Annotated in this window: 9 protein-coding genes; 6 read left to right on the top strand and 3 right to left on the bottom strand. The window is 64.3% G+C overall.

Translation table 11 applies throughout. The features are described 5' to 3' along the window. Positions 1–72 precede the first annotated feature (72 nt). From leuB to leuC, 3 genes are read right to left on the bottom strand one after another with little or no spacing between them, the layout of a single operon-like run. Positions 73–1,149: a 3-isopropylmalate dehydrogenase gene (gene leuB, locus DXK93_RS26150; RefSeq protein ID WP_042792892.1), complete on the bottom strand. Its 1,077-nt coding sequence runs from the start codon at positions 1,147–1,149 to the stop codon at positions 73–75. Positions 1,150–1,184: 35 nt separating this feature from the next. Then, a complete protein-coding gene (gene leuD, locus DXK93_RS26145) occupies positions 1,185–1,835 on the bottom strand; it encodes a 3-isopropylmalate dehydratase small subunit (protein WP_054458281.1) in 651 nt (216 codons plus the stop codon). A 25-nt stretch (positions 1,836–1,860) separates the two neighbouring features. Next, positions 1,861–3,264: a 3-isopropylmalate dehydratase large subunit gene (gene leuC / locus DXK93_RS26140; protein ID WP_119451608.1), complete on the bottom strand. Its 1,404-nt coding sequence runs from the start codon at positions 3,262–3,264 to the stop codon at positions 1,861–1,863. Between the two features lie 527 nt (positions 3,265–3,791). Here leuC and DXK93_RS26135 point away from each other — a divergent pair. The 6 genes from DXK93_RS26135 to DXK93_RS26110 all read left to right on the top strand — a co-directional run. Then, positions 3,792–5,285: a TolC family outer membrane protein gene (locus DXK93_RS26135; RefSeq protein WP_054458283.1), complete on the top strand. Its 1,494-nt coding sequence runs from the start codon at positions 3,792–3,794 to the stop codon at positions 5,283–5,285. 24 nt (positions 5,286–5,309) lie between these two features. Beyond that, positions 5,310–5,522 (top strand): hypothetical protein, encoded by a 213-nt coding sequence (locus DXK93_RS26130; protein ID WP_042792889.1) that lies wholly within the window; start codon positions 5,310–5,312, stop codon positions 5,520–5,522. Further along, positions 5,506–7,671 carry a type I secretion system permease/ATPase gene (locus DXK93_RS26125; RefSeq protein ID WP_054458284.1) on the top strand — a complete coding sequence of 722 codons (2,166 nt, stop codon included), beginning with the start codon at positions 5,506–5,508 and terminating at the stop codon, positions 7,669–7,671. Before DXK93_RS26130 ends, DXK93_RS26125 begins: the two co-directional genes overlap by 17 nt. Before the next feature lie 7 nt (positions 7,672–7,678). Continuing rightward, entirely contained in the window at positions 7,679–9,100 is a 1,422-nt protein-coding gene (locus tag DXK93_RS26120) for an HlyD family type I secretion periplasmic adaptor subunit (protein WP_054458285.1), read from the top strand. Positions 9,101–9,119: 19 nt separating this feature from the next. Further along, complete coding sequence (locus DXK93_RS26115) at positions 9,120–9,776, top strand: response regulator transcription factor (RefSeq protein WP_054458286.1); 657 nt, start codon at positions 9,120–9,122, stop codon at positions 9,774–9,776. An 84-nt stretch (positions 9,777–9,860) separates the two neighbouring features. Beyond that, on the top strand, positions 9,861–12,629 hold a 2,769-nt coding region (locus DXK93_RS26110; protein ID WP_119451606.1), incomplete at its 3' end, for a retention module-containing protein.

Raw genomic sequence — 12,629 nt, 5'->3', positions numbered from 1 at the left:
CGGGCCACCCCTTGTTTTACGGTGCTTCAACCGCCACGCGCGCTAGCGCCCGGCGGCTCGATCCCGAGAAGATCAGGCCAGCGCCTTCAGCACCGCGTCGCCCATCTGCGCCGTGCCAACCTTGGTCGTGCCCGGTTCGAAGATGTCGGCGGTGCGCAGGCCGTCGGCCAGCACGCGGCGCACGGCGGCCTCGATGCGGTCGGCCTGCGGCGCCAGATTCAGCGAATAGCGCAGCAGCATGGCCGCGGACAGGATGGTCGCCAGCGGATTGGCGATGCCTTGGCCGGCGATATCGGGCGCGGAGCCATGGCTGGGTTCATACAAGCCTTGGCCGCCTGCGTTCAGCGAAGCAGAAGGCAGCATGCCGATCGAACCGGTCAGCATGGCGGCTTCGTCGGACAGGATGTCGCCGAACAGGTTGCCGGTCACGATCACGTCGAACTGGCGCGGGTTGCGCACCAGCTGCATCGCGGCGTTGTCGACATACATGTGCGACAGCTCCACATCGGGATACTCCCGCGCGACTTCGATGACGATGTCGCGCCAGAACTGCGAGGTCTCCAGCACGTTGGCCTTGTCCACGCTGCACAGCTTCTTGTTGCGCTTGCGGGCCGATTCGAAACCGATGCGCGCAATGCGGCGCACTTCGGATTCCGCATAGCGCATGGTGTCGTAGCCTTCGCGTTCGCCGGCGAAGGCGCCGTCGGGTGAAGAACGTACGCCGCGCGGCGTGCCGAAATAAATGTCGCCAGTCAGCTCGCGGATGATCAGGATGTCCAGGCCGGACACGATCTCGGGCTTCAGCGACGAGGCGCTGGCCAGTTCCGGATACAGGATGGCAGGACGCAGGTTGGCAAACAGGCCCAGCGCCTTGCGCAGGCCCAGAATGGCCTGCTCGGGGCGGAACTCGCGCGGCAGGCTGTCGTACTTCCAGTCGCCCACGGCGCCGAACAGCACGGCGTCCGATTCCTTGGCCAGATTCAACGTGGCCGGCGGCAGCGGATGTTCGAACGCATCGAAGGCGGCGCCGCCCACGGGCGCTTGCTTGATATCGAAGGACACGTCCAGCGCCTTCAGGACGCGCACGGCCTGTTCGACGATTTCCGGGCCGATGCCGTCACCCGGCAGGACTGCGATGTTGTGAGTCATACGAAAACGATCCTGTAATCAGAAGAATGGTGGCGTCAGGCGATGGGACGGCTTTCCAGCCACGGATGGCGAGCCAGGCGCTCGGCCTCGAAGGCGCGAATCTTGTCCGACTGGCGCAGGGTCAGCCCGATATCGTCAAAGCCGTTGAGCAGACAGTATTTGCGGAACGGTTCGATGTCGAAACCCATCTCGCGCCCATCCGCCGCCACCACGACCTGGCGGTCGAGGTCGACGCGCAGCTTGTAGCCGGGGAAAGCCTTCACTTCGTCGAACAGGCGCGCGACTTCCAGTTCCGACAGAACGATGGGCAAGAGGCCGTTCTTGAAGCTGTTGTTGAAGAAAATGTCGGCATAGGACGGCGCGATGATGGCGCGGAAACCGAACTGCGTCAGCGCCCAGGGCGCATGCTCGCGGCTGGAGCCGCAGCCGAAGTTCTTGCGCGCCAGCAGCACCGAAGCGCCCTGGTAACGCGGCTGGTTCAGCACGAAATCCGGATTCAGCGGACGCTTGCTGTTGTCCATGCCGGGTTCGCCATGGTCCAGATAGCGCAGTTCATCGAACAGGTTCGGACCAAAGCCGGTGCGCTGGATGGATTTGAGGAACTGCTTGGGAATGATGAGGTCCGTATCGACGTTTTCGCGGTCGAGCGGAGCCACCAGGCCTTCGTGAGTGGTAAATGCTTGCATGATGTCGGTACTCGGTGCGTGACGCTTAACGGAAAGTGCGGACGTCGACAAAATGGCCGGCGACGGCGGCGGCGGCGGCCATGGCCGGGCTGACCAGATGGGTGCGCCCGCCCTGTCCTTGCCGGCCCTCGAAGTTGCGGTTCGAGGTGGAGGCGCAGCGTTCGCCCGGTTCCAGGCGGTCGGCGTTCATGGCCAGGCACATGGAGCAGCCCGGCTCGCGCCACTCAAAGCCCGCCTCGATGAAGATCTTGTCCAGGCCTTCGCGCTCGGCCTGCTGCTTGACCAGGCCCGAGCCCGGCACCACCATGGCCTGGCGCACATTGGAGGCCACATGCTTGCCGCGCGCGACCGCCGCAGCCGCGCGCAGGTCTTCGATGCGCGAATTCGTGCAAGAACCGATGAACACGCGATCCACACGGATATCGGTAAGCGGCGTGTTGGGCTTCAGGCCCATGTACTGCAAGGCGCGTTCCATGCCGCTGCGGCGCACGTCGTCTTTTTCGCGATCGGGGTCCGGCACGCGGGAATCCACCGGCAGCACCATTTCCGGGGACGTGCCCCAGGTGACCTGCGGCTTGATGTCGCGGGCGTTGACTTCCACCACGGCGTCGAACTTGGCGCCCTCATCGGTATGCAGGGTACGCCAGTAGCCCACCGCCTGATCCCAAAGCACGCCCGTGGGCGCGAAGGGACGGCCGCGGAAGTACTCGACGGTCTTGTCGTCCACCGCCACCATGCCCGAACGGGCGCCGGCTTCGATGGCCATGTTGCAGACGGTCATGCGGCCTTCCACGGACAGGGCGCGGATCGTGCTGCCGGCGAACTCGATGGCGTAGCCCGTGCCGCCGGCCGTGCCAATAATGCCGATGATGTGCAGGACCACGTCCTTGGCCGTACAGCCGAAGGGCAATTCGCCGTCGACCTTGATCAGCATGCTCTTGGCTTTCTTCATGAGCAGCGTCTGGGTCGCCAGCACGTGCTCCACTTCGGAGGTGCCGATGCCGAAGGCCAGCGCACCCAGCGCGCCGTGCGTGCTGGTGTGCGAGTCGCCGCAGACCACGGTCATGCCGGGCAGGGTCGCGCCCTGCTCCGGGCCGATCACGTGCACGATGCCCTGGCGCAGGTCATTCATGCGGAATTCGGTAATGCCGTACTTTTCGCAGTTGGCGTCCAGCGTGTCCACCTGCAGGCGCGAAATCGGATCGTCGATGCCCTGGGCGCGGTTCAGCGTCGGCACGTTGTGGTCCGCCACCGCCAGGTTGGCGCCCGTGCGCCACGGCTTGCGGCCGGCCATCGCCAGGCCTTCGAACGCCTGGGGGCTGGTGACTTCGTGCACCAGGTGGCGGTCGATATAGAGCAGACAGGTGCCGTCTGATTCCTGGTGGACGACGTGGGCGTCCCAGAGTTTGTCGTAAAGAGTTTGGGCCATGGATGCGCTCTGCAAATAGACAATCCGGCTCGTGCCGCGCGCGGTTCAAACAATGATCCCCGGGCGCCAGCCACTGCGGCATGAACGAATTATGCACAGGGTCTCAACCTAGTACAACTACACCTTATATACCAGTACTAACACTACCATGCTAGGACATGGCGAGGGTCACTTCGTCCTATTTCCACACCTCAATCGAACTGCAATCAAACAGTTACAGATACAAATTCAGGTATTTAAAACAGATACAAAATTATCAAACCGATATAATCGTTGTGCGCTGGATTCACCCAAACAACGAAATAAAGCGCAATAAACCGCATTTATCCTGCATTAAACCGGATCAAAAATCCGGGATATGGCGAAATTAGTGCAAATTCAAGCTAATTAAGAGATGATGCGCGAAGAAACTCAAACTGCCGACCGGAAAACTTCGTCAAGAATTAACAAATATTGACTCGTCAAATCTGACATTTCCACACAATATGGCGGCCATTAATTCCTAACTCGACTCGCGAATAATCACTATGGCTTCGTTTTTGCTCAAAAGCACGACTTCGGTCCTTGCCCTGGCATTCGTTCCTGCGGCATTTGCACAGTCAGCAGCTCCCGCCTCCGGGGCAGCTGGGGTCACACTGAACCAGGTCGTTGAGCAGACCCTGCTCAGCAACCCGGAAATCCAGGCCAAGTACCATGATTTCCAGGCTTCGCTGGAAGGCCAGGCCGTTGCCCGCGGCGCGTTCTTCCCGCAGATCAATGCGCAAGGCTATGTGGGTCGCGAGTACCGCAACAACGTGCCCGGAGTCGGGTCGCAAAGCTGGAGCCGTCCCGGCTACAGCGTGGAATTGCGTCAGCTGATTTTCGACGGCTTCCGTACGAGCAACGACGTCAAGCAAGCCGGCTTCGACAAGCTGGCGCGCTTCTATGACCTGTTGGCCACCAGCGACAACACCGCGTTCAGCGCAGTGCAGGCCTATATCGACCTGCAGCGCTACCGCGACATGGAACTGCTGGCCCGCCAGAACTACACCCTGCACGAAGAAACGCTCAAGCAGATCAACGAGCGCGCCGAATCGGGCGTGGGCCGCCGCGTCGACCTGGAACAGGCCGGCGGGCGCCTGGCGCTGGCCCAGACCAATCTGATGACCGAGACCGCCAACCTGCTGGACGTGCAGCAGCGTTTCCAGCGCGTCACCGGCGCCCTGCCGCCTGAAGCGATGCAGCCTACGCCCGATATCAGCGGCAAGCTGCCGGTCAAGCCCGCCGACTTCAACGAGTCGCTGCGCCGCAACCCCAGCTTCCTGTCCAAGCAGGCCGGGCTGCAGGCCGCGCAAGCGGGCGTCGCCTCGTCCAAGGGCGCCTTCTCGCCGAAGTTCGAATTCGTGGCCGCCACCGGCCGCGACCAGAACGATCCCACGCCGCAAAACCGCGACATCCAGAACTCCAGCGTCCAGGTTGTCATGAGCTACAACCTGTATCGCGGTGGCTCCGACTCCGCCCGCGTGCGCCAGACCTCCGCGCAGTCCTATGCTGCGCGCGACATCCGCGACTACACCTGCCGCAATGTGCAACAGGACCTGGCCGTGGCTTGGAACAACGTCGCCAGCCTGAACCAGAAGCTGCCCTTCCTGCGCGACCACGAAGTGGCCACCACCAAGGTGCGGGAAGCCTACCGCCAACAATTCCAGATCGGCCAGCGTTCGCTGCTGGACTTGCTGGACACCGAAAACGAATTGTTCGAATCGCGCCGCGCCCTGACCAACGCGCTGTATGACCTGCAGATCGCGCAATACCGCTGGCTGGCGCTGTCGCACGCACTGCTGCCGGCGCTGTCGCTGCAGCCCGCGCGCAACGAAATGCCCGAGGAAAACGGCAAGCTGGAAGTCTCCGACGAAGTCATCAAGCTCTGCAATTCGACGATCCCCGACTCGGCCCGCCTGGCGCCCGTGCGCGTGCAATACAACGAGGGCAATCTGCCGCCCACGTTCATCCCGGTAAACTCGCCCAAGGCCAAACCCTAGGTGACGCAAGCGCAAGGAGACCATATGCAGAAACAGGGCAACGACTTCTCACAACTGGATGCGGACTTCGTCCGCGTCCTGGAAGACCTGATCGACGCGCTGATAGCCAATGGCACCTTGCGTATGACCGACCTGCCTATCCAGGCTCAACAAAAGCTGACCCAGCGCAAGCAACAGCGCGCGCGCCTCTCCGAACACCTCGACCTGCTGGATGACGAAGATGGACAAGTTATCTGAAATGGCGGCCCGGGAGTGGCGCGCGGACGCGCGCGCGGCGCATGACGACCCGCTGCTCGATTGCCTGGTTGAAATCACCCGGCTCCATGGCGTGACGGCGACGGCCCAGGCGCTGTCGGCCGGCCTGCCGCTGGAAGAACACAAACTGACGCCGGCATTGCTGCCGCGCGCCGCCGCGCGCGCGCAGCTCTCCGCCCGCGTGGTCAAGCGCACGCTGGACAGCATTTCGCAGGACCTGCTGCCCGCGATCCTGCTGCTCAACGGCGAACGCGCCTGCCTGCTGCTGAAGAAAGACGGCGAAAACTACGTCGTCAGCCACCCCGAATTGGGCGGCAGCTCGATGGAAATGAGCGCCGCGGAACTATCGGCGCAATACACCGGGCTGGTGTGCTTCGTGCGCCCGCAGTTCCGCTTCGACGCGCGCGCGCCCGAAGTCGCCAAGGTGCGCGAGCGCCATTGGTTCTGGGCCGCCATCATGGAAAACCGGCGCCTGTACCGCGACGCGCTGATCGCCGCCCTGCTGATCAACATCTTCGCAATGGCGATGCCGCTGTTCACCATGAACGTGTATGACCGCGTCGTGCCCAACAACGCCGTCGAAACGCTCTGGGTGCTGGCCATCGGCATCACGTTGGTCGTGATCTTCAACATGATCCTGAGCACCGCCCGCTCCCACGTCGTGGACAGCGCCAGCAAACGGGTCGACGTGCGCCTGTCCGCGCAGATCATGGAACGCGTGCTGGACCTGCGCATGGAGGGCCGGCCGGTATCGGTGGGATCTTTCGCCGCCAACCTGCGTTCGTTCGAATCCATTCGCGATTTCATCGCGTCAGCCACCATCACCACCCTGGTGGACCTGCCCTTCATTCTGCTGTTCCTGCTGGCGCTGGCCTGGATTTCGCCCTGGATGGTGCTGCCGCCGCTGGTCGCGATCGTGTTGATCCTGCTGGTATCGCTGGCCGCGCAAGCCCGCATGGAATCCCTCACCATGGCCTCCTACCAAGCGTCGTCGCAGCGCAACGCGACCCTGGTCGAGGCCCTGACCGGCCTGGAGTCCGTCAAGACGCTCAACGCGCAGGGATCCATCCAGCGCAACTGGGAACGCGCCACCGAGTACATCGCCCTGACCGGCGGCAAACTGAAGCTGATTTCGTCCTCGACGGTCGGCTTCGTGCAGGCCGTCCAGCAACTGGTGTCGATCTCCGTCGTCATCATCGGCGTCTACCAGGCCCAGGAATCCGCCATTTCCATGGGCGGCATCATCGCCGCCTCCATGATCGCCGGGCGCTGCCTGGCCCCGCTCGGCCAGGTCGCCGGGTTGCTCATGCAGTACCAGAACGCTCGCACCTCGCTGGGCTCGATCGACAACTATATGAAGCTGCCGATCGAACGTCCGGCAGAAGCCGAATTCCTGCATCGTCCCGTCTTCCATGGCGGCATTGAATTCCGCGACGTGACCTTCAGCTATCCCGGCAGCAAGCAGCCGGTGCTGAAGAAAGTGTCCTTCAAGCTGAAGCCGGGCGAAAAGGTCGGCATCATTGGCCGCATCGGCTCCGGCAAGACCACGCTGGAGAAGCTGGCCCTGGCGCTGTACCAGCCCACCGAGGGCGCAGTCCTGCTGGACGGCGTGGACGTGCGGCAGATCGATCCGGCCGACGTGCGCCGCGCCATCGGCCACGTGCCGCAGGACCCGCTGCTGTTCTATGGCAGCCTGAAGCACAACCTGGCGATGGGCGCGCCCTACGCTGACGACGCCAGCATCCTGGCAGCCGCCAACATGGCGGGCGTCACCGATTTCGCCAACCTGCACCCCGACGGCTTCGACATGGTCATCGGCGAACGCGGCGAGTCCCTCTCCGGCGGCCAGCGCCAGTCGGTGGCGGTGGCCCGCGCCCTGATCAACGATCCGCCCATCCTGCTGCTGGACGAACCCAGCAGCAACATGGATCACCAGAGTGAAGCGCAGCTGCGCAAGCGGCTGGGTGAAGCCAGCGCCACGAAGACGATCCTGCTGGTCACGCACCGCACCGCCCTGCTGGACCTGGTCGACCGCCTGATCGTGATCGACAACGGCCATATCGTGGCTGACGGTCCCAAGGAGCAAGTGGTCGAGGCACTGCGTCAAGGACGCGTCGGACGCGGAAGCTGAGGAAACCATGCTGAACAATCCTGGCGAAACCCGGCACGGCCTGTTTGGAAGCCTGTGGCGCATGCTGCGCGGCGTCTTCGTGTTCTTCTTCGACCGCTTGCTGGACGGCGCCGAAAAAGGCAAGCCCCAGCAACGCTCCGACTACGTCGGCAACGCCGAATGGGTCATCCATGAATCGCAGGCGCGCGGTTCGCGCATCCTGTTGTGGGTCAGCCTGCTGGCCACCGGCGGCCTGCTGCTGTGGGCCGGCACCGGCAGCATTGACGAAGTCGTCCGCGGCGAAGGCAAGGTCGTGCCCTCGCGCCAGGTCCAGATCATCCAGAGTCTGGACGGCGGCATCGTCGAAGAAATCCTGGTGCGCCCGGGCCAGGAAGTCGAGGCGGGCGAGATCCTGCTGAAGATCGACTCCACCCGGTTCGCCTCGTCGCTGGGCGAGAACAACGCCGAATACCTTTCCCTGCTCGCCAAGGCCGCCCGCCTGCAGGCCCTGGCCACGGGCGAACCCTTCGTGGCTCCCGAGGAAGTGCTGACGCAGGCGCCCGGGCTGGTGGAAATGGAGCGCAATGCCTGGCAAGCGCGCACCACTGAATTGAACGCCACGGTCAACGTCGCACGCGAACAACTCAAGCAACGCCAGGAAGATCTGCGCGAAACGATCGCCAAGCGCGACCAGGCCGCGGCCAGCTGCGGCCTGACCTCGCGCGAGCTGCAGGTGACCCGTCCCCTGCTCAAGAGCGGCGCCGTGTCCGAAGTCGATCTGTTGCGCCTGCAACGCGACGTGGCCCGCTACTGCGGCGAACAAAAAGGCGCCGAAGCCCAGATCGACCGCTTCCAGGCCTCCATCAAGGAAGCCGAAAGCAAGCTTCAGGAAGCTGAGCTGAACATCCGCAACCAGGCCCGCAACGAGCTGTCGGAAACCAACACCAAGCTGGCGACCCTGCGTCAAGGCAAGCTGGCGCTGGCCGACCGAGTAAAGCTGGCCGAGGTCCGCGCCCCGGTGCGCGGCACGGTCAAGACGCTGTTCAACAACACGGTCGGTGGCGTGGTCCAGCCCGGCAAGGACATCATCGAGATCGTGCCAAAGGACGACACGCTGCTGCTCGAGGTCCGCATCCAGCCGCGCGACATCGGCTTCCTGCATGCCGACCAGAAGGCAGAAGTGAAATTCACGGCCTACGACTTCGCCATTTACGGCGGCCTCGAAGGCAAGGTGGAACAGATCGGCGCGGACACCGTGACCGACGAGAAAGGCAATTCCTACTATGTGGTGCGGGTCCGCACGGATCGCAGCACGGTAGGCGACAAACTGTTGCCCATCATCCCCGGGATGGTGGCGGAGGTTCATATCCTGACTGGCAAGCGCACGGTGCTGCAGTACCTGCTCAAGCCCATACTGCGCGCCAAGGCGAATGCCTTTACCGAACGTTAAAGGAGGGCTGCAAGGCCTTATGAAACCCGTTCCTGTCCTGTTGATTACGCACGACGACCTGTTGTGGCAGCATTGGCGCGGCCTGAATCCGGCCCGCTGGCTGGCGGCCCGCGGGCGCGGCCTGGCCGACCTGCAACGCTGGCGCGAACAGGGCCGCACTCTGGCGGTATTGGATGCGGACCTGCCCCGGCTGCCGTCCTGGCAAGATCCCATCTGGGCCGCGACCCTGGCGGACCTGCACGTGGTGGTCGCCAGCCCCAGTCCTAACGACGAGCAAGGCACCCGGGTGCTGGGCGCCGGCGCGCATGGCTATTGCCACGGCTATGCCTCGGCCGCCTCGCTGTCGCAGGCGCTGGAAGTCGTCGCCTCCGGCGGCATCTGGATGGGCCGTTCGCTGGTGTCGCGGCTGCTCAAGCTGGTCGCCGAGCGCGCCCAGGACGAGCACGCCTGGGATGGCGGCGTGCTGACCGAGCGTGAAATCACCGTGGCCCGCTATGCCTCCAGCGGCCAGGCCAATGCGCAGATCGCCGAAGCCCTGGGCATCACCGAGCGCACGGTCAAGGCCCACCTGTCAGCCGTTTTCGAAAAGCTGGGCGTAACCGACCGCCTGCAGCTCGCCCTGCTCGTCCACGGCATTTCTGCCCCCGCCGACGCCAAAATCAAAATTACTTCCTGATACTGTCCTTGAGGACAATATCCCGCGCCGGCGGCGCAATCTAGTATCTGGCCATCTTGGATAACTCCCTGAAACGGAACCAACATGGCCAACACCTCTCCCGCAGTCGTCAACGAAATCTCCGGTCGCGCGTGGATACGCAATAGCGACGGTTCCCTGACTGAACTGCATCAAGGCAGCAAGGTCCCCGCAGGCAGCGACGTGGTCACTGCCTCGGGCGCCACGGTTTCGCTTCAGGTCGAGAACGGCATGCCGATCGTCATCGGCGAAGGCCGCGAGGTTGCCGTGACCGGCGACATGACCGGCCCCCTGGCCGACCCGTCCGAAGCGGCTGTGGCTCCGCCCTCCGGCACCGACTCCGACCGCTTGCTGGCCGCCCTGCGCGACGGCCGCGACCCGTTCGATGAACTGGATCCCACCGCTGCCGTCGTGGCCGGCGGCGGCGATGCCGGCGGCAGCAGCTTCGTGCGCCTGGCCCGCATCCTGGAAACCACCACCCCGCTCGACCTGGCCTACCCGAACCCCAGCCGTGGCCAGGAGATCCTGCCCCGCCTGTCCGGCACCGGCGCCGGCGGCGACGATGAAGCCACTCCGGCCACCGTCAACACCCCGCCCAACGCGCTGAACGATACCGGCAGCGGCGAACAGAACAGCCTGGTGCGCGGCAACCTGCTGCTGAACGACTCGGATCCCGATGGCGACCCGCTGGCGATCGTCTCGGTCAGCGGCCGCCCCATGACCCCGGCCGGCATCACGGTCAACGGCAGCAACGGCGGCACCTTCACGGTCCTGCCCGACGGCAGCTACGTCTTCAACCCGGGTAACGAATACGGCCACCTGGCCGTGGGCGAAACGGCCACCAGTACCGTTTCGTACACCATCACGGATCCCAGCGGCGCCACCTCCACGGCGAACGTCGTCGTGACGATCACCGGCACCAACGACGGCCCGGTGTCCACCTCCATCGCCGACACCTCGGGCATCGACGCCCAGACCGGCGTGAGCTACAACGTCTCCAGCCATTTCTCGGACCCGGACACCAGCGACAAGCTCACCTTTACCGCCACCGGCCTGCCGCCCGGCCTGACCATCGACCCGAACACCGGCATCATCACCGGCACCATCGACCATTCCGCCTCGCAAGGCGGCAACAATGGCGTCTACACGGTGACGGTGACCGCCACCGACCCGTCCGGCGCCACGACTTCCCAGGACTTCAACTGGGACGTCACCAACCCTGCGCCGACGGCGGCCGATGATAACGGCACCACCGACGAAGACACCACGCTCAACGTCAGCGCCCAGAACGGCGTCCTGTCCAACGACGTGGACCCGGACGGCGACACCCTGACCGTGTCGCAAGTCAACGGCGCCACTGGCAACGTGGGCACGCCGACGGCCGGCTCCAACGGCGGCACGTTCACCCTGAATCCCGACGGCTCGTACTCGTTCAATCCCGGCAATGCCTTCCAGCACCTGGCCGCGGGCCAGACGGCGACCAGCTCGATCACCTATACCGTCACGGACGGCCAAGGCGGCACCAGCTCCGCCACGCTGACGGTCGAAATCACCGGCACCAACGACGCGCCGACCGCAGTTGCCCTGCAGAACCAGGACAACATGGACGGCGATGTCGTCAACTACAACCTGTCCGGCTTCTTCAGCGACCTCGACGACGGCGACTCCCTGGTCTACTCGGTCGACCACATCCCCGGCGGCCTGAAGTTCGACCCCACCACCGGCACCTTCACCGGCCAGTTCGCCAACTGGGCGTCCGATCACACCAACACGGGCGTCAAGGGCGAGTACCTCATCACCGTCACCGCCACCGACAAGTCGGGCGCAACCGTCTCCCAGACCTTCGTCTGGACCGTGGGCAACCCCGTCCCGGTCGCCACCAATGACGAAGGCACCACCGGTGAAGACAAGCCCCTGGTCGTTAACCACGTTACCGAAGGCGTGCTGGGCAACGATCGCGATCCGGACGGCGACACCATCCGCGTTTCGCAAGTCAATGGCGCCGACGCCGACGTCGGCAAGCCTGTCGTCGGTTCGAATGGCGGCACGTTCACGCTCAACGCCGACGGCACGTACACGTTCAATCCCGGCACGTCGTTCCAGTACCTGAACGACGGCCAGACTGCGCAGACGTCGATCACGTATACCGTGTCCGACGCGCAAGGCGCGACCAGCACTGCCACCCTGACCATTACGGTCACCGGCCAGACCGACGCTCCTCCGGTGATCACGCCTGAAGACAGCGACGGCGATGTGACGGCGGGTCATAACAATGTGGCCGAAGCGTCTGGCGCCACGGTCACCGGTTCCGTGACCGTCTCCGCCGAGGCCGGCGTCGACAAGGTCACGGTGGGCGGCAAGGACGTCAGCAACGCCAGCGCCGCCAACCCGGTAGTCATCGCCACCGACAAGGGGGTGCTGACCGTCACCAATTACGACGCCGCCACTGGCAAGATCACCTACTCCTACCAGGAAACTGGCGGAGCCGCCGATCACTCCAATGGCGACGATTCGGTCCGCGACCTCTTCCAGGTTTCCGTTACGGACTTTGCCGGCGAGACCCGCAGCAATGACCTGGTCATCCAGATCACCGACACGGCGCCCGAAGCCAAGCCCGACACCGCTTCCGTCACGGAAGACACCGCACTGACCGCCTCCGGCAACGTCATCACCGGCACCGGCGCCGACACCCTCGGCGCGGACGTCACCAACGTCGTCGGCGTGGCCAAGGGCACCGTCCCCGCCGGCCAGAACGTCACCGGCAACGTCAACACCGCCGTCAACGGCGAGTACGGCAAGATCGTCCTCAAGGCCGACGGCACCTACACCTACGAG

The organism is Achromobacter sp. K91, from assembly GCF_003576205.1.
GTDB lineage: Bacteria > Pseudomonadota > Gammaproteobacteria > Burkholderiales > Burkholderiaceae_B > Achromobacter > Achromobacter aegrifaciens.
This window is presented reverse-complemented; position numbering and strand designations above follow the sequence as displayed.